Here is an 18711-nt window from a genome sequence, read left to right as displayed (position 1 = left end):
AGACACGGATGCTAGCAGTGTCGAGGATGGAAGCAACCACCCGAGGTTTTTCTGGATATTTATACAGTAAGGTATCGCTGGCCCCGGACGCCTTGCAGCGCCTAGACTTTGTCGGTCTTCAGCACAGGAATAGCCCGTGACCTCGATTTTCTGGTACGACTATGAAACCACCGGCATCAACCCGCGCAACGATCGCCCGCTCCAGGTAGCCGGTATCCGCACCGACCTTGAGCTCAATGAGGTCGGTGCGCCGATCAACCTTTATTGCCAGCCCAGCGACGATATCCTGCCTCATCCGGCAGCGTGTGCGATCACGGGTATTACGCCGAGTATCCTCGCTGAGAAGGGCCTTGCCGAAGCCGATTTCATGACTCGGGTGCACGCCGAATTGGCCGCGCCAGGTACCTGCGGCGCCGGCTACAACACCCTGCGATTCGACGATGAAATGACGCGCTACAGTCTGTACCGCAATTTTTTCGACCCCTATGCGCGCGAGTGGCAGGGCGGCAACAGTCGCTGGGACTTGATCGATGTGATGCGCACCGCCTACGCCCTGCGGCCGGAGGGCATCAACTGGCCCGAGCAGGAAGGGCGCGTGACCCTCAAGCTCGAACGCTTGACAGAGGCCAACGGCATAGACCACGGCCAGGCCCATGACGCGTTGTCGGATGTGCGTGCAACCATCGCCCTGGCGCGGTTGGTCCGGGAGAAACAACCGAAGTTATATGAATGGTTGTTTCAACTGCGCAGTAAACAACGGGTCATGGATCAGGTGCGGTTGCTGCAACCGATGGTGCATATCTCCGGGCGTTTCTCCGCCGAACGCCATTACCTGGGCGTGGTCTTGCCCCTGGCCTGGCACCCACGCAATCGCAATGCCTTGATCGTCTGTGACCTGGGGCTCGATCCGCAAGGGCTGTTGGACCTGGATGCGGCGACCCTGCGCCAGCGTCTTTACACGCGCCGCGATGAGCTGGCCGAAGGTGAGCTGCCGGTTCCGCTCAAGCTACTGCATATCAACCGCTGCCCGGTGGTTGCGCCGTTGAAGGTGCTGCGCCCGCAAGATCTTGAGCGCCTGCAACTGGATAAGGAGGCTTGCCTCGCGCGGGCGCTGCGACTAACTGACGCACAGGAAGTTTGGCGGGACAAGTTAGCGGCCATTTATGCCGAGGAAGACTTTGCGTCGAACGCGGACCCGGAGCAGCAGCTCTACGAGGGTTTTATTGGTGATCGTGACCGCCGTTTATGTGAGCAAGTTCGCATGGCAGAGCCCGCGCAATTAGCCCGTCAGCAGTGGCCGTTCGATGATCATCGTTTGCCGGAATTATTATTTCGCTACCGGGCGCGTAACTTTCCTGAAACCTTGAACAATGACGAGCAACAACGCTGGAAACTTTTCTGTCAGCAACGTTTGTCGGAGGCGCAGTGGGGGGCGCCGAATACCCTGTTGGCATTTAAGCAGGCGCGTGAGGAGTTGGCGGTTAGTGCTACATCGTTTCAGTGCCAGGTGCTGGCGCAATGGCAGGACTATGTGGATTCATTAGCGGCGCGCTTGAGTCTGTAAGCGCATAACTACAGAATATTCAGACAATAAAAAACGCCAGCAAGCTGGCGTTTTTCATGTGTGACGTATCGGGTGAACGTCCGACCGGGCTTAGCCCAGCAGGGTTGCCCAACCTTCAACTACGTCACCGCCCCACTTGGCTTTCCACTCTTTCAGAGTTTTGTGGTTGCCACCTTTGGTTTCAATCACTTCGCCGTTGTGTGGGTTTTTGTATTGCTTGACCTTGCGAGCACGCTTGGTGCCGGTAGTTTTCACAGCGCCGCGCGGTGCTTTAACTTTCGACTCTGGATCCAGCAGCGCGATGATGTCACGCAGGGATTTGGAGTATTCACCCATCAGGGTGCGCAATTTGCCTTCGAATTCCAGCTCGGTTTTCAGCTTGTCGTCTTCGGACAGGTTCTTCAAACGGGCTTGCAGCTCTTTGATAGCTTCTTCGGTGGCGCGGTATTCGTTGATCAGTGACATGTGGACTACCTTATGTAGAACGCTGAATGACAGGGTGAGTGGCCTAATAATAGTCAGGCAATTTCATCAAGTAAACATTTAAGACGTTATTCAGGTGAATGACATTGAATGTGTGTGAGAAAACCTGGCCGATGAGTTAATTAGTCAGCGTTAAGCGCAAAGATAATCGCGTTAATTTTTTGCTACTGACCTCAGCATGCCGTTGTACCGTCATATAGCGGTGGTAAAACCTTACACGATTAAGGGGTGTTGCCACGGCCATGCCTCAAGATAAGGTGCAAGGGAATACTGCAGTTTTTCTGCGTAATCGCTAGAATAGCGGCCTTTGTGAAGTTCTGGAGTTTCCCCCTAATGCGCACTTTTCGGCTGGTGATTGCTTGCCCGGACCGGGTTGGCATCGTTGCCAAGGTCAGTAACTTTCTGGCTTCCCATAATGGCTGGATCACCGAGGCGAGCCATCACTCGGACGATCTCAGTGGTTGGTTTTTCATGCGTCACGAAATCCGTGCCGATACGCTGCCCTTTGGCCTGGAAGCATTCCGCGAGGCGTTTGCGCCGATTGCCGAAGAGTTTTCGATGACCTGGCACATCACCGATACAGAGCAGAAGAAACGCGTGGTGCTGATGGCCAGCCGCGAATCCCACTGCCTGGCAGACCTGCTGCACCGCTGGCACAGCGACGAACTCGATTGCGAGATTGCTTGCGTGATCTCCAACCACGATGACCTGCGCAGCATGGTCGAATGGCATGGCATCCCTTATTACCATGTGCCGGTCAACCCACAGGACAAGGAACCGGCATTTGCCGAGGTGTCGCGTCTGGTCAAGCAGCATGATGCGGATGTAGTGGTGCTGGCGCGCTACATGCAAATCCTGCCACCGGAACTGTGCCGCGAATACGCTGGCAAGGTGATCAACATTCACCACAGCTTCTTGCCGTCCTTTGTGGGTGCCAAGCCGTATCACCAGGCTTCCCTGCGTGGCGTGAAGCTGATTGGTGCAACCTGCCACTACGTGACCGAAGAGCTGGACGCCGGCCCGATCATCGAGCAGGACGTGGTGCGCGTCAGCCACAGCGACAGCATTGAAGACATGGTGCGCTTCGGCCGTGACGTCGAGAAGATGGTGCTGGCTCGTGGCCTGCGATATCACTTGGAAGATCGCGTGTTGGTGCACGGCAACAAGACCGTGGTCTTCTGACCCGGCGATTGTGATTGAAAGACACCGGGGCCTGGAGGTAAAACTCTCCAGGCCCTTTTTTATTTCTGTTTCTGGAGATTCCCATGAGCGACCCGCTCGATAAAGCCACCTCACGGGCACCTGCTACCTTGGGCGAGGGCTGTTTGAGCCGTTACGACCCGGACGCGCTGGATGCCGAGGATGGTACTGATTTTCCAGGCGCGGCGCGTTTATGGGAGCAGACACAGGCGCAGGACCAGCCGCCTGCCGCCCCTGAAAAAGACGCTTGAGCAGCGGTTTGCCGACCATCAATAGAAACACTGGCGCACCGGCCAGCAAATAGAAGTAGTAGGTCACCGCGCGCCAGATCAGAATTGCCGCAGCCGCTGTGGATGTGCCCACCATGGGCGCCAGCAGTGCCGCTGACGTCAATTCCGCAGCGCCGGCCCCGCCTGGCGCCAGGCTGAACTGCCCCGCAGTCAGGGATAACATCTGGATCAGAAAGCTCCAGGCCCACTGTACCTCGCCCCCCAACCCGCGTAGCGCCAGGTACAGCACGCTGTAACGCAGCAGCCAATGCAGGCTGGTCAGCGCAAAGACCCCAAGCAAGGTGCTCCGGGGTAGTTTCAGGGTGGCGCTGAACGCCGCAAGAAAACGCAGCAACCGGCGTGCCCAGCGTCGGCGGGTGGTAGCGCCGACCTTCATGGCCTTGAGTGCCAAACCCGCCAGGCGAATCAGCCGCCGGTGAACATGCACCACGGCCCAGCCACTGATTACCCCACCCACCATCGACACGGCGCTAAGCCCCAGCAACCACTCCAGACGCGGGCTGAGGCTATGGAACAGCGCATACAGCAAGATCCCCACCAGTGCGCAGAGAAAAAACACCAGGTCGCTCAATTGGTCCATGGCGAACACTGCGCTGCCATGGGCGGGGCGGATACCATTGCGCGCCAGCAGGGCCATCAGGGTCAACGGCCCGCCGCTGCCGCCGGGAGTTGCACACATGGCGAATTCAGTGGATATCACCACGCCAAGGCTTTTGAGCGGCCCTAACTGGCCGCGATGCTCGCCAAGCAACAGGCGGATGCGCAGGCTGTTGATCAGCCAGCAGCCGATGATCATGGCGAACATCCCCAGTAACTGGGGCAACGGAAACTGGCGCAGGCGCGCAATGCTTTCGCCGCCGCCCAGCCACAATGGAATCACCAGCGCCACCAAGAGCGCCAACACTAACCAGATCAGTCGGCCCATGGCTGCGTCGCCAGCCAGGCGGCCTTGGTTTGGGGGACGCGCCCCGCGTTGAGCAGGCGTTGCAGGGTGTCTAGCCAATAATCGCGGGAAAACCTGTGGCGCATGTCCACCGGATGCAAACCCAGTCGGATCAGCGGGGCGGCCTGCCATCGCTGTTCACGGCGATCAGTGAGGATTTTGGACAATCCCCGGCGCCATGCACTGCGGGCGCTCCACACCAGGCCAGGGGCGTTGATAGGCGTGAAGTCCGGTAGGCGATAAAGATGTTGTGGGTCGCTGGTGTAGCTCAGCGGCAACTGGCGCAATGCCTGCCGGGTGCCATCGCTCATCAACCAGGCTGGCGCAACAAAGCCATGCAGCGGCCAGCCATTGCGCTGGAATACCTCGATGCCGGCGGTCAACCGCCGCAACGCCTCGGCTTCGGACAGCTGGTAAAACTCGCCTTCGTGGGTATAGATGCGTCGCATAAACCATTCTTTTGGCGTACGCGGCCGAGGTTGGTCGTCGCAATGGTAATAACCATGCAAGGTGAGTTCATCGCCCTTGGCGACACGGCTATCGAGCAGGCGCCGAAAATCGCGGTGGGCGGCCAGGTCGTCATGGTGATGGAAGTCCGGCACCACCAGCCAAGTGATGGGCACGTCGCCCAGTGCATCGACGGCCTCGACGAAGGGCCGGTAGTCGGCCCAGGTGTGCGGTGCCACGTCGTGCAGTACCAGCATCAGCGCGCGCTCAGCCATGGGCGAGCATCGGTTCATGGCTGCCCAGCACGGCGCAGTAATGCCCCAGCAGGCTGTCGACTACTGTGTCCCACGCATAATGCTGCTCGACATGGCGCCGAGCCTGAGCACCCAGGCGCCGGCTGTCGGTACTGAACAACTCGCGCACCGCATCGGCCATGGCCTTGGGGTTGTTTGGCGCACACAGCACGCCACAACGCTCGTCGATAATCTCGGTAAAGGCCCCGGCCGCCACGGCGACCACTGGAATACCGCAGGCCATGGCTTCCAGGATCACCAGGCCGAAGGTCTCCTGGTCGCCACCATGCAGTAAGGCGTCGGCGCTGGCCATCAGCCGAGCGACATGTTGGGCGGGCCGGAATCCGTCAATCACGGTGACATTGTCTGGCACGCTGGCCGGCATGCCGGAGCCCACCAACAGCAAGTGGTAGCCTTCCCCCAGGCGTTTCATGCAGTTGAGCAGCACCGGCAGGTTTTTCTCCTTGGAGCCGCGCCCGGCGAAGATCAGTAGTCGAGTGTCTTCGCCAATCCCCAGTTCGGCGCGCAGGCCGGGGTCACGTACCTCAGGGGTGAAGGTTTGCAGGTCTACACCCAGGGGTTGCACGAAGACATTTCTGACGCCAAGCCCGGTGAGCTTGTCGGCCATTACCTGGCTGGGGGCGAGCACTCGGTCGAAATTCCCATAGAGTTTGCGCACATAGGCTTCAACATTGGGGGTAAACCAAGGCCCCATGCGATTGCTCACCAGCAGTGGCAGGTCGGAGTGGTAAAAGCCGATGACCGGCACATCCAATTGGCGTCGGGCATCCAGTGCGGCCCAGGCGGTCAGGTAAGGGTCGCCAACTTCGATCAGGTCAGGCTGTAAATCGTGCAGGACATTTCGCCAAGGCGCCAAACGAAGGGGGAAGCGATAGCCTTTGCCGAAGGGCAGGGCGGGCGCCGGTACTTTGAAGATGCCGTCCTGCTCGCTCAAGTGTGCACCGGGTATCAACAGGCTGTGGCGAATGCCCGGCTTGAGCGCCAGACGCCGGTGCTTGGCGTCAAGGTAAGTGCGTACGCCACCGCTGGCCGGGGCGTAGAACATGGTTATGTCAGCGATATGCACGATGAACATCCCTCCGATCCATTGCTCTCCCTAGATGGACCTGAGGTAAGGATAGATGTTCGATTGGGATTGGTGTGTTATGCCGGTCGGTTAAACGCAGGTCCCCTGTGGGAGCGGGCTTGCTCGCGAAAGCGGTGAATCAGTCAGTGCATCTTCAACTGATAGACTGCTTTCGCGAGCAAGCCCGCTCCCACATTGGATCGCATTGCGTTCGCTGTAATGGTCGGTATTGCCCCTCAGATCCGGAAGCTGCCCACCAATTGCTTCAAACGCGAGGCCTGTTGTTCCAGGTCCGAGCAGGCGCGCAGGGTCGATTGCAGGTTTTCCACCCCTTCCTGGTTGAGGGTGTTGATCTCGGTGATGTCCATATTGATCGACTCCACCACCGAGGTCTGTTCTTCAGTGGCGGTGGCGACCGACTGGTTCATACCGTCGATCTCGCCAATGCGCTGGGTCACGCTGTTCAGGCGCTCGCCGGCCAGGTTGGCGATTTCCACGCTGTCCAGGCTGTGGCGTTGGCTTTCGCTCATGGTAGTCACCGAGTCCCGGGCGCCCACCTGTAGCTCTTCGATCATCGTCTGCACCTGTTGCGCCGATTCCTGAGTGCGATGAGCGAGGTTGCGCACTTCATCGGCCACGACCGCAAAGCCACGCCCGGCTTCCCCGGCGCGCGCCGCTTCGATCGCCGCATTGAGCGCCAGCAGATTGGTTTGCTGGGAAATACTGGTGATCACCTCAAGAATCTGGCCGATATTCACCGTTTTGCTGTTAAGTGCTTCGATATTGGTGCTTGAGGTGCTGATCATGCTGGATAACTGCGTCATCGCCTTGATATTGCGTTCAACCACCTGCTGGCCGTCTTCGGCCAAGTGCCTGGCATCGCTGGCCTGACTGGAGGCTTGGGCGGCGTTGCGTGCGATCTCCTGAGCTGCGGCCCCCAGTTGATTGATGGCCGCAGCGACGCTGTTGGTGCGGTTGGCCTGTTCGTCGGAGTTGACCATCGACGAGTTGGAGGCGCTGACCACCCGCAGGGCCACTTCATTGACGTGCTCGGTGGCTGAAGACACTTCGCGAATCGAGGTATGAATGCGCTCGACGAAGCGGTTGAAGGCATTGCCCAGGGTGCCGAATTCATCATTGTTCTGGATGGTCAGGCGGCGGGTCAGGTCGCCTTCACCGTCGGCAATGTCCTGCATGGCTCGGGTCATCAGGTGCAAAGGTTGCAGCAAGACGCGGATGAGCATGCCGAGCAGGGCGATGATGATCACCACCGCGATGATCGTTGCGATCACCGCCGAGGTGCGAAACTCACTGAGCATGGCGAAAGACTTGTCTTTATCCACCGAAACGCCCAGGTACCAGTTTACCGAGGGCAGGCCCTTGATCGGTGTAAACGTCACGATATTGGTCTTGCCGTTGGCTTGCACTTCGCTGAAATCGCCGCTGATCTTCGGCGTGTCTTTTGGATAAACGTCCGCCAGGGTCTTCATCACCAGGGCTTTATCCGGGTGCACCAGCACTTTGCCGTCGGCGCTGACCAGGAACGCATAACCCATGCCGCCAAAATCCAGCGCGCCGATGTTGTCCACCAGGGTCTGCAGGCTCAGGTCGCCGCCGACTACGCCGATGCTCTGGCCACCCTTGGCGCTGGGCGTGGCGACAGAAATGATCAGTTGCCCGGTCGCCGCGTCGATATAGGGTTCGGTCAGGGTTGAACCGTTGCTGGCCTGGGCGCCCTTGTACCAGGGGCGAACACGCGGATCGAAGCCGTCGGGCATCTTGGTGTCAGGACGAATGGTGAAGGTGCCCTGGCTGTCACCGACGTAGGTGGCCATGAATGACGAGGTCAGCGCTTTCTGTTCCAGCAGGCTGGCGACCACGCTTTGTTCAGGGTTGATGGCGATGTTCTGTGCGGCGTTTTCCACCAGGGCGATACGCCCGGTGAGCCAGGTCTGGATGTTGCTGGCGGTGACGTCGCCCATCTCATGCAGGTAGTTATTGAGGTCGTCACGAATCGCGTTGCGCTGCAGGTAGTCGTTGTAGAGGGTAAACAACGCGAAAGCGGCGATGACGATAAGGGAGGCTGCAAGCAGGATCTTGTGGCTGAAGCGCAGATTTTTGTTCATGGCTTGAAGGGTCCGCTAAGGTCTTAATATCCGAGGCGCATCCTATGCGGGAGGCGCAAAATGGCAGCGTCAAAAAAGGTGTGGTATTTCTGGTGATAGCTCCGTTGGTCCATATCGGAATTATCTGACCGTTTTTTAGTCTTTGTCGGGCTTACATCCGTCTATATCGACCTCGCGGCACTAAAGATTAACCATAGGTGACGAAATGCCTGACTCCACACAACTGCTTATCGGTGCTGGCCTTGACGGCCTGCCCATCGCCCAGTCCATGCGCCTGGCCAACCGTCATGGGTTGATCGCTGGCGCCACGGGCACCGGCAAGACCGTCACCTTGCAGCGCCTGGCGGAAGCCTTCAGTGATGCGGGTGTGGCGGTGTTCGCTGCCGACATCAAAGGCGACCTCTGCGGCCTGGGCGCCGCCGCCAACCCCCAGGGCAAAGTGGCCGAGCGCATCGCCGGTATGCCCTTCCTTAATTACACGGCCCAGGCGTACCCGGTAACCCTGTGGGATATCCACGGCCAATCCGGTCATCCGTTGCGCACCACCATCAGTGAAATGGGCCCGCTCTTGCTCGGCAGCCTGTTGGAGCTCACCGACAGCCAGCAATCGGCGCTCTATGCGGCGTTCAAAGTGGCCGACCGCGAAGGCCTGTTGCTGCTGGACCTCAAGGACCTCAAGGCACTGCTCAATCACCTGCGCTATCACCCGGAACTACTGGGCGAAGACGCCGCCTTGATGACCACCGGTTCCAGCCAGGCCTTGTTGCGGCGTCTGGCAGTGCTGGAGCAGCAGGGCGCCGAAGCCCTGTTTGGCGAGCCGGCCCTGCAATTGGAGGATATTTTGCAGCCCGCCAGTGATGGGCGTGGGCGCATCCACCTGCTGGACGCCAGCCGCTTGGTGCATGAAGCGCCGAAGGTCTACGCGACCTTCCTGTTGTGGCTGCTGGCAGAGTTGTTCGAACAATTGCCGGAACGCGGCGATGCCGACAAACCGTTGCTGGCGTTGTTTTTCGATGAAGCGCACTTGTTGTTCGCCGATACGCCAAAAGCCTTGCAGGAGCGCCTGGAGCAGGTAGTGCGCCTGATCCGGTCCAAAGGCGTCGGCGTGTATTTCGTCACGCAATCGCCGGGCGACTTGCCGGATACGGTGCTGGCGCAACTGGGCCTGCGCATCCAGCACGGTTTGCGCGCGTTCACTGCCAAAGAACAGAAGTCCCTGCGAGCGGTGGCGGACGGTTTTCGTCCCAACCCGACATTCGATACCTTGTCGGTGCTTACAGAGTTGGGCACTGGTGAGGCCTTGGTGGGAACCTTGCAGGAAAAGGGCACGCCGGAAGTCGTCCAGCGCGTACTGGTTGCTCCTCCGCAATCGCGGATCGGGCCGCTCACCGAAGCCGAACGTAAAGCGTTGGTTGCCAGCTCGCCGCTGTTGGGGCGCTATGACAAGCCGGTGGATCGTGAGTCTGCCTATGAAGTGCTGATGGCCCGCAAGGAGCTTGGGCCTGCCGAGCAGGCTGCTCCGGCCGCCGAAGAGCCGAGCTTTACCGACAGGGCCGGTGCCTTCCTGGGGACCACGGCGGGCAAGGCGTTGAAGTCAGCCATGCAGCAGGCCGCCAATCAGATGGGGCGCCAGTTGGTACGTGGTCTGCTGGGTTCGTTATTGGGCGGCAGCAAACGCAAATAACGTTTCAGGCTTTGGGCCGGGCATGGGCGGCCAGCCGTTCCAGGGCGGCGCGCAAGCCCGGGTCGTTGATCCCTTCGGCGGTGGCCTGAAGGGTTTCGGCGGCCGTTTCCGACAGGTCCAGGGTATGCCCCACTGCGCCTTGCGGCACGGTGGGTGGCTGTACCTTGAACTGAATGCGCCTCAAGCCGGCGAATTCTTCAAACGCCATCAACTGGCGCTGCAAGCGTTTTTGCTGATAACGCAAGCGCGTGGCCCAATGACCATCGGTGACGATTAATAGCAGATTGCCTTCTCGCCAGGACGCCACATGACAGTGCTCACGTGCGGCAGGTTGCAGCTGGCTTTCCAGCAGGCGTTGCAAATGGCCCAGGCGTTTGGCATGGCCAAAGATGGCTTTCAACGGCTTGGCTTCGCGAAGCAACACGCCGGGCGCGCGGGCTGTAAGAGGGCGAAATGCCATGTTTAGACACCTTAGGTAACAGAGCGGTTATCTTAACAGAAAGCGCCGGTACACCCCGCGGCCGTGCCTCGGCTGGGCTTTGCCCATGAAATCAATAAGTAACTTCTGCGCTCCATGGGTTGAAGTTCGCGCAAAAGCCCTTATTTTAAACAGGCCCTCTCACAGCGCCGTGCCTGCCTCGGGGAACAACGCCACTTTCCTCACCCACGATTCCGGGTAGAATGCGCGTTCGCAATGCGGCCGTGAGGGCTGCTCGGGCCACTCACGGTGCGCCCTCCATCCCTATGTGTGGAAGAACCTGCCGATATGTTTGCGCCTTTGTTAAAGAAACTTTTTGGAAGCAAGAATGAGCGCGAAGTCAAACGCATGCTCAAGACGGTGCAGCTGGTCAATGCCTTCGAAGAGCAGATGGTTGCTCTGTCGGACGAGCAATTGCGCGCCAAGACCCAAGAGTTCAAGGCCCGCATAGCCAAAGGTGAAACCCTCGACAAGCTGCTGCCCGAAGCCTTTGCGGTCGCCCGTGAAGCCGGTAAGCGCGTCATGGGCATGCGCCACTTCGACGTCCAGTTGATCGGCGGCATGACCTTGCATGAAGGCATGATTGCCGAAATGCGCACCGGTGAAGGCAAGACCCTGGTGGCAACCCTGGGCGTTTACCTCAACGCACTGTCCGGCAAGGGCGTGCACGTTGTGACGGTGAACGACTACCTGGCTCGCCGGGACGCCAACTGGATGCGCCCGCTGTATGAATTCCTCGGCCTGACCGTCGGCGTGGTAACGCCGTTCCAGCCGCCGGAAGAGAAGCGCGCCGCGTACGCCTGCGACATCACCTACGGTACCAACAACGAATTCGGTTTCGACTACCTGCGCGACAACATGGCGTTCAGCATGGATGAAAAATTCCAGCGTGAACTCAACTTTGCCGTGATCGACGAAGTCGACTCCATCCTCATCGACGAAGCCCGTACCCCGCTGATCATCTCCGGCCAGGCCGAAGACAGCTCGCGCCTGTACACCGAGATCAACAAGTTGATCCCGCGTCTTGAGCAGCACATCGAGGAGGTGGAAGGCGTGGTGACCAAAGAAGGTCACTTCACCATCGACGAGAAGACCCGCCAGGTCGAACTCAACGAAGCCGGTCACCAGTTTGTCGAAGAGATGCTGACCCAGATCGGCGAACTGGCCGAAGGTGAAAGCCTGTACTCGGCGCACAACCTGGGCCTGTTGACCCACGTGTACGCTGGCCTGCGCGCCCACAAGCTGTTCCACCGCAACGTCGAGTACATCGTGCAGGACGGCCAGGTGGTACTGGTTGACGAGCACACCGGTCGTACCATGCCCGGTCGTCGTCTGTCCGAAGGCCTGCACCAGGCCATCGAAGCCAAGGAACACCTCAACATCCAGGCCGAAAGCCAGACGTTGGCGTCCACCACTTTCCAGAACTACTTCCGTCTGTACAACAAGCTGTCCGGCATGACCGGTACGGCCGACACCGAAGCGTTCGAATTCCACCAGATCTACAACCTGGCCGTGATGGTCATTCCGCCGAACAAACCGTTGGCGCGTAAAGACTACAACGACCTGGTGTTCCTGACCGCCGAAGAGAAATACGCGGCGATCATCAATGACATCAAGGATGGCATGGCCAAGGGCCGTCCGATCCTGGTGGGTACCGCCACCATCGAGACCTCCGAGCACGTGTCCAACCTGCTCAACAAGGAAGGCATCGAGCACAAGGTACTGAACGCCAAGTTCCACGAAAAAGAAGCCGAGATCATTGCCCAGGCCGGTCGCCCAGGCGCATTGACCATCGCCACCAACATGGCCGGTCGTGGTACCGACATCCTGCTGGGCGGCAACTGGGAAGTGGAAGTGGCCTCGCTCGACAACCCGACGCCTGAGCAGATCGCCCAGATCAAGGCCGACTGGCAGAAGCGTCACCAGGCTGTGCTGGAATCCGGTGGCTTGCAAGTGATCGCGTCCGAGCGTCACGAATCGCGCCGTATCGACAACCAGCTGCGTGGCCGTGCCGGTCGCCAGGGTGACGCCGGTTCCAGCCGTTTCTACCTGTCGCTGGAAGACAGCCTGATGCGTATCTTCGCGTCGGACCGGGTGAAGAACTTCATGAAAGCCCTGGGCATGCAGTCCGGTGAGGCGATCGAGCACCGCATGGTGACCAACGCCATCGAGAAGGCCCAGCGCAAAGTAGAAGGCCGTAACTTCGACATTCGTAAGCAACTGCTTGAGTTCGACGACGTCAACAACGAACAGCGTAAAGTGATTTATCACATGCGTAACACGTTGCTGGCCGCCGACAACATTGGCGAGACCATCGCTGATTTCCGTCAGGACGTGCTCAACGCCACTGTCAGCGCCCACATCCCGCCACAGTCCCTGCCTGAGCAGTGGGATGTTGCCGGCCTGGAAGCGGCATTGAAGAGCGACTTCGGTGTGGACTTGCCGGTTCAGCAATGGCTGGACGAAGACGATCACCTGTACGAAGAAACCCTGCGCGAAAAACTGATGGCCGAGCTGCTGGCGGCGTACAACGAGAAAGAAGAGCAAGCGAGTGCCGAAGCACTGCGCACCTTCGAAAAACAGATCGTATTGCGCGTGCTGGATGACCTGTGGAAAGACCACCTGTCGACCATGGACCACCTGCGTCACGGTATCCACCTGCGTGGCTACGCCCAGAAGAACCCGAAGCAGGAGTACAAGCGCGAGTCGTTCACGCTGTTCTCCGAATTGCTGGATTCGATCAAGCGCGATTCGATCCGCGTGCTGTCCCACGTTCAAGTGCGTCGCGAAGACCCGATCGAGGAAGAAGCACGCCTGCGTCAGGAAGCCGAAGCACTGGCGGCGCGCATGCAGTTCCAGCACGACGAAGCGCCGGGCCTGGATGAGCCTGAAGCATTGGGTGAAGAGGTCGATGTGGCCCTGGCCCAGACCCCGGTTCGCAATGACCAGAAGCTGGGCCGCAACGAGCTGTGCTACTGCGGTTCGGGCAAGAAATTCAAACACTGCCACGGCCAGATCGAATAAGATTTTCGCCTGACGCTGCAACACCCCGCGCCGCGACCGGCCTTTGCCGTCGCGGCGTTTTGCCATTAATTCCCACCGTCGATAGCGACGGCACAGACATCACCTATTTTTAAGGAGCGCATTCATGGCTGTTGGTCTTGGTCCTTTGCCCACGTTGCACCCGGTTGCCGGTTTTGAACTTGGTATCGCTTCGGCCGGCATCAAGCGCCCGGGGCGCAAGGATGTGGTGGTGATGCGCTGTGCTGAAGGCTCGACCGTAGCGGGCGTGTTCACCCTCAACGCCTTCTGCGCCGCGCCGGTGATTCTGGCCAAGCAGCGCGTGGCCGGGTCGATTCGCTACCTGCTGACCAATACCGGCAACGCCAACGCGGGCACCGGCGAGCCCGGCCTGGTGGCGGCGGCGCGCACCTGCGCCAAGCTGGCCCAGTTGACCGGCGTCGATGCCAGCCAGGTGTTGCCGTACTCCACCGGTGTGATCGGTGAGCCGCTGCCGGTGGAAAAAATCGAAGGCGCCCTGCAAGCCGCGCTCGATGATCTGTCTGTGGATAACTGGGCGGCTGCGGCCACTGGCATCATGACCACCGACACCTTGCCCAAAGGCGCGAGCCGCCAGTTCGTGTATGAGGGCGTGACCATCACCGTCACCGGTATCAGCAAAGGCGCAGGCATGATCCGCCCGAACATGGCCACCATGCTCGGCTATATCGCCACCGACGCCAAAGTTTCCCGTGATGTGCTGCAACGCCTGATGCTGGACGGCGCCAACAAGTCGTTCAATCGCATCACCATCGACGGTGACACCTCCACCAACGACTGCTGCATGCTGATCGCCACCGGCCAGGCCAACCTGCCGGAAATCACCTCCACCGAAGGCCCGTTGTTTGCGGCGTTGAAACAGGCGGTGTTCGAAGTGTGCATGGACGTGGCCCAGGCCATCGTGCGTGACGGCGAGGGCGCGACCAAGTTCGTCACGGTTGAAGTCAACGGCGGCGGCAACCATCAGGAATGCCTGGATGTGGGCTACACCGTGGCGCACTCGCCGCTGATCAAGACCGCGCTGTTTGCTTCGGACCCGAACTGGGGCCGTATCCTCGCGGCTGTCGGCCGTGCCGGCGTGCCGGACCTGGACGTGAGCAAAATCGACGTGTTCCTGGGTGACGTGTGCATCGCCAGCCGTGGCGCCCGCGCCGAAACCTACACCGAAGCCCAGGGCTCGGCGGTGATGCAGCAGGAAGAAATCACCATCCGTATCGAACTGGGTCGTGGTGACTGCAGCGAAACCATCTGGACCACCGACCTGTCCCACGAGTACGTGAAGATCAACGCGGAATACCGTACCTGATACCAAGAGGAAACTGGCGGTGAAACGAGTACATGTAGCAGCAGCGGTGATCCGCGGTGTCGATGGCAGGATCCTGCTGGCGCGCCGTGCCGATACTCAGCATCAAGGCGGCCTCTGGGAATTTCCCGGCGGCAAGGTGGAGGCTGATGAGTCGGTTGCCACGGCCTTGTCCCGTGAATTGCAGGAAGAGCTGGGCATCCAGGTCACCACGGCGCGGCCGCTGATCAAGGTGCAACATGACTATCCGGACAAGCAGGTATTGCTGGATGTCTGGGAAGTCACGGCTTTTACCGGCGAGCCCCATGGCGCTGAAGGGCAGCCGTTGGCGTGGGTGGCACCGCGGGACCTGGTCAACTATGAATTTCCGGCGGCGAATGCGCCGATTGTCGCCGCGGCACGCTTGCCCGCCGAATATCTGATCACCCCTGGCGAGCTGGAAACCCCGACGCTGTTGCGCGGTATCCAGAAGGCTATTGCCGGTGGCACCAAGCTGGTTCAACTGCGTGCCCCTAACGGTTACGACCCCAAATACCGCGACCTGGCGGTAGATGCGGTGGGCCTGTGCGCCGGCAAGGCGCAACTGATGCTCAAGGGGCCGTTCGAGTGGCTGGGGGATTTCCCTGCTGCGGGGTGGCATATGACCTCGGCGCAGTTGCGCAAATACGCGAGCAAGGGCCGGCCGCTGCCCAAAGACCGCTGGTTGGCGGCGTCTTGCCACAACGCGGAAGAACTGGCGCTGGCAGAGTTGATGGACGTGGATTTCGTCACGCTGTCGCCGGTGCAGCCGACTCAGACCCATCCGGATGCGCAGCCGTTGGGTTGGGAACAGGCGGCTGAGTTGATCGCCGGGTTCAGCAAGCCGGTGTTTCTGTTGGGCGGGGTTGGGCCGGCGCAGCGGGAGCAAGCTTGGGAGGCTGGTGCGCAAGGTGTGGCAGGTATTCGGGCGTTCTGGCCGCAGGTGTGATGAGCGTTCCCACGCTCTGCTGATCGTGCTGATCGTTCCCACGCTCTGCGTGGGAATGCCTCCTGCGACGCTCTGCGTTACGCTTTGGGACGCGGAGCGTCCGTTGATGCATTCCCACGCAAAGCGTGGGAACGATCTGCTCAGTGTGGCTTGGCCGCCGCCTGCCACAACACTTCCGCAACACCTTGGCGTTTGGCAATCACCCTGGCCGCCACAAACAGCAAATCCGACAACCGATTGATGTACGCCAACCCCACACCCTCCAACGGTTCCACCGCATTCAGGTGCTGACAACGGCGTTCGGCGCTGCGCGCCAGGCTGCGGCACACATGGGCTTGAGCGATCAACGCTGAACCGCCAGGCAGGATGAAATTCTCCAGCGGCCCGACTTCCTCGTTCCAGCGATCAATCGCAGCCTCCAGCCGATCCACTTCCGCCGCATTCAACGCCTTGTACACAGGCATGGCCAGCTCACCGCCCAAGTCAAACAGACGGTGCTGGCAAGGCGTGAGCACTTCAATCACATCCTTCAACCCCGGATGCTTGCCGCTTTGTTCTTCAAGGTTAGCCAACAGCAGGCCGAGTTGGCTGTTCAGCGTATCCACCTCGCCAATCGCTTCCACGCGTGGATGGTCCTTGGGCACGCGGCGGCCGTCGCCGAGGCCGGTCTCGCCTTTGTCGCCGGTACGGGTGTAGATCTTCGACAGGCGAAAGCCCATGGTCAGTGCTCCAGTTGGGTAAGTTCAGTGGGGGGCAATTGGCTGCCGGCCAAAGGCAGGCGCAAGGTAAAGCAGGTGCCCTGGCCCAGGGTGGAATGCACTTCCATCTGGCCCTTGTGGTTGTTGGTGATGATGAAATACGACACTGACAGCCCAAGCCCGGTACCTTGGCCGATTTCCTTGGTGGTAAAGAACGGTTCGAACGTGCGTTTGCGCACGTTTTCGCTCATGCCGATGCCGTTGTCTTCCACCTGGATTTCCGCCCACGGCGGGTTGAGGCGGGTGCGCAGGATGATGCGCCCCGGCTCGCTGTCGTCCTCGCGCAGGTGAATGGCCTGGGCAGCGTTTTTCAGCAAATTGAGCAGCACTTGCTCCAGCTCGTTGGCGGTGCCGGGCACCGGGCCCAGTTGCGGATCGAACTGGCGGATGATCGCCTGGCCCTTGAAATCGAAACCGATGGTCAGGTCAAAGTCGTTACCGGCGATTTCCACGGCCTGGTCGATCAGCGCCGGCAAATCACAGGGCGCCATCTGGCGATTGCTGCGGCGGCTGAAGCTGAGCATGTGGGTAACGATTTTCGCGGCACGCGCCCCGGCCTGCTGAATGCCGTCGAGCAGTTGCGGGACTTCGCGGCCTTGCAGGTATCGGTTGACCGTCTCCAGCTCGATGCCCACCTGTTCGGCAAGTTCAAGGTTCTTGGGCAGCTCGGGGGACAGGCGCCGCCGAATGTTCTGCACGTTATGCAGGATCGCGCCCAACGGGTTGTTGATCTCATGGGCCATACCTGCGGCCAGGCCGCCCACGGAGAGCATTTTTTCCGATTGCACCATCATTTCTTCCAGGGACAGGCGCTGGGTGATGTCGTCGATTCGGATCACCACACCGCGCCCGGCGCCGCCCATCAACGGGTAGAACGTCAGCGCATAATGCTTGGGCTCGTCGTCCTTGATCCAGGTGACCCGTTCTATCCGCTCCACTGTGTGCTGCTCCACGGTGGCCTTGATCTGTGGCAGGTACGGCTTGAGCGGCTGGAAGGCCAGGAACACCGGCTGGTTCAGGGCTTCGTCCAGACGCGTACCGGAGAGGGCGGTAGCTTCCTGGTTCCACTGGGTGACATAGAGTTGTTCGTCCAGGGCGATCAGCGCCGAGGGCATCGAGTCAATGATGCTGTTCAGGTAGTTCTGGAAGCCCGTGAGCTTTTTCTCGATCTTGCTGCGTACCTGGACTTCCAGTTCCAGCTTGCGGTTGGTATGCCGGGTTTCTTCGGCCAAACCCTGGGCCTGGTCATACGCGGCCTGAGAGTCGTCGCGCGCGCGTTTGAGCTGCTGCTCGCGAGCTTCGATGCGCGACAACATGGTGTTGAACGCTTCGGCCAGGCTGCCGATTTCATCACGGTTGCCACGCCCGGCGCGTAAAGCGTAGTTCTCCTCGCGGGTCACCTGGCGGGACAGTTCTTCAAGTTCATGAATCGGTCGTGTGATCAGGCGTTTGATCTGCCGGGCGATGACCAGCCACAGCAACACACTGAAAATCAGGATGCCCAGGCTCGCGGTCAGCGTGCCGGTATAGAACGCCACCGGCAGCTCACTGCTGGCCACCAGCAACAAATGCCCCGAAGGCTGAGTGCCACGGGGCAGGGTGATGATTTGGTTGCTGCGAAATTCGGTGAGGCGCCACGCTTCGATATGCCGGTAGTGGTCCGGCAGGTGCAGGCGGTCGCCGTGCTGCATCTGCGCCAGGCGGTTGCCTTCGCCGTCGTACAGCGCGGCGGCGCGCAACGGTGAATAGCTGGTCAATTCATTGAGCAGCGCCTCGGCCTTGGTCGGGGACTCAAGCGCCTCGGCGGCGAGCGAGGGGTTGGACACCAGTCGACCAATAGCCTGCAAGGCCTGGGGGGCCATGCTTTCCTGGGAGATCCAGTAGGCGGCGCTGATAAACGTCAGGTTGGCCACCAGCAATACGGTGGTGAGAAGCACCAGCAGGGCCGCCAGCAGTTTTTGTCCTACTGGTAGATTTTCAAGACGCTGGCGCAGTGGCATCAGAGTTTTCCCAGGTGATAGACAGGTA

14 protein-coding genes and 1 pseudogene are annotated in these 18711 nt (G+C 60.0%); 6 read left to right on the top strand and 9 right to left on the bottom strand.

The features are described 5' to 3' along the window. Positions 1-136: 136 nt before the first annotated feature. Positions 137-1564, top strand: a complete 1428-nt coding sequence (sbcB, locus tag GH769_RS19115) for an exodeoxyribonuclease I (protein ID WP_019821233.1) — start codon at positions 137-139, stop codon at positions 1562-1564. 90 nt (positions 1565-1654) lie between these two features. On the opposite strand, the gene mvaT is transcribed toward sbcB, so the two are convergent. Then, positions 1655-2029 (bottom strand): histone-like nucleoid-structuring protein MvaT, encoded by a 375-nt coding sequence (gene mvaT, locus GH769_RS19110; RefSeq protein WP_019821235.1) that lies wholly within the window; start codon positions 2027-2029, stop codon positions 1655-1657. 351 nt (positions 2030-2380) lie between these two features. On the opposite strand from mvaT, the gene purU reads away from it, so the two are divergent. Continuing rightward, complete coding sequence (gene purU, locus GH769_RS19105; protein ID WP_019821236.1) at positions 2381-3229, top strand: formyltetrahydrofolate deformylase; 849 nt, start codon at positions 2381-2383, stop codon at positions 3227-3229. Between the two features lie 123 nt (positions 3230-3352). Here the strand turns inward: purU and GH769_RS19100 are convergent, their stop codons facing one another. The 5 genes and pseudogenes from GH769_RS19100 to GH769_RS29475 form a co-directional block, all read right to left on the bottom strand. Further along, positions 3353-4462 (bottom strand): lysylphosphatidylglycerol synthase transmembrane domain-containing protein, encoded by a 1110-nt coding sequence (locus tag GH769_RS19100; protein ID WP_020302714.1) that lies wholly within the window; start codon positions 4460-4462, stop codon positions 3353-3355. After that, the gene (locus tag GH769_RS19095) at positions 4450-5202 is read right to left on the bottom strand and encodes a DUF2334 domain-containing protein (RefSeq protein WP_020302713.1); all 753 of its coding nucleotides are present in this window, start codon (positions 5200-5202) and stop codon (positions 4450-4452) included. Before GH769_RS19095 ends, GH769_RS19100 begins: the two co-directional genes overlap by 13 nt. Continuing rightward, positions 5195-6316 (bottom strand): glycosyltransferase family 1 protein, encoded by a 1122-nt coding sequence (locus tag GH769_RS19090; RefSeq protein WP_014719730.1) that lies wholly within the window; start codon positions 6314-6316, stop codon positions 5195-5197. The genes GH769_RS19095 and GH769_RS19090 overlap by 8 nt, the downstream gene beginning before the upstream one ends. A 227-nt stretch (positions 6317-6543) precedes the next feature. After that, positions 6544-7308 (bottom strand): methyl-accepting chemotaxis protein, encoded by a 765-nt coding sequence (locus tag GH769_RS29480; protein ID WP_370694806.1) that lies wholly within the window; start codon positions 7306-7308, stop codon positions 6544-6546. A gap of 93 nt (positions 7309-7401) precedes the next feature. Beyond that, positions 7402-8433, bottom strand: a pseudogene (locus GH769_RS29475) (cache domain-containing protein); the annotation flags it as partial. 205 nt (positions 8434-8638) lie between these two features. On the opposite strand from GH769_RS29475, the gene GH769_RS19080 reads away from it, so the two are divergent. After that, positions 8639-10117, top strand: coding sequence for a helicase HerA-like domain-containing protein (locus tag GH769_RS19080; protein ID WP_014719728.1), 1479 nt, complete (start codon positions 8639-8641; stop codon positions 10115-10117). A 4-nt stretch (positions 10118-10121) separates the two neighbouring features. Here GH769_RS19080 and GH769_RS19075 read toward each other — a convergent pair whose 3' ends face one another. After that, positions 10122-10577 carry a DUF721 domain-containing protein gene (locus GH769_RS19075; RefSeq protein ID WP_032902738.1) on the bottom strand — a complete coding sequence of 152 codons (456 nt, stop codon included), beginning with the start codon at positions 10575-10577 and terminating at the stop codon, positions 10122-10124. A gap of 306 nt (positions 10578-10883) precedes the next feature. On the opposite strand from GH769_RS19075, the gene secA reads away from it, so the two are divergent. From secA to GH769_RS19060, 3 genes are all read left to right on the top strand, one after another. After that, the gene (gene secA / locus GH769_RS19070) at positions 10884-13619 is read left to right on the top strand and encodes a preprotein translocase subunit SecA (RefSeq protein WP_014719726.1); all 2736 of its coding nucleotides are present in this window, start codon (positions 10884-10886) and stop codon (positions 13617-13619) included. A 124-nt stretch (positions 13620-13743) separates the two neighbouring features. Next, positions 13744-14961 carry a bifunctional glutamate N-acetyltransferase/amino-acid acetyltransferase ArgJ gene (gene argJ, locus GH769_RS19065; RefSeq protein WP_014719725.1) on the top strand — a complete coding sequence of 406 codons (1218 nt, stop codon included), beginning with the start codon at positions 13744-13746 and terminating at the stop codon, positions 14959-14961. Between the two features lie 19 nt (positions 14962-14980). Continuing rightward, a complete protein-coding gene (locus tag GH769_RS19060) occupies positions 14981-15925 on the top strand; it encodes a Nudix family hydrolase (RefSeq protein WP_032902739.1) in 945 nt (314 codons plus the stop codon). 140 nt (positions 15926-16065) lie between these two features. Here the strand turns inward: GH769_RS19060 and GH769_RS19055 are convergent, their stop codons facing one another. Then, the gene (locus GH769_RS19055) at positions 16066-16644 is read right to left on the bottom strand and encodes a cob(I)yrinic acid a,c-diamide adenosyltransferase (protein ID WP_014719723.1); all 579 of its coding nucleotides are present in this window, start codon (positions 16642-16644) and stop codon (positions 16066-16068) included. Positions 16645-16646: 2 nt separating this feature from the next. Next, entirely contained in the window at positions 16647-18683 is a 2037-nt protein-coding gene (locus GH769_RS19050; RefSeq protein WP_014719722.1) for a PAS domain-containing sensor histidine kinase, read from the bottom strand. Positions 18684-18711: the final 28 nt, after the last annotated feature.

It is taken from the genome of Pseudomonas sp. CFSAN084952, assembly GCF_009648855.1.
Taxonomy (GTDB): domain Bacteria; phylum Pseudomonadota; class Gammaproteobacteria; order Pseudomonadales; family Pseudomonadaceae; genus Aquipseudomonas; species Aquipseudomonas paracarnis.
Note: the sequence above shows the minus strand (reverse complement) of the source record. Positions and strands in the feature narration are given on the sequence as shown.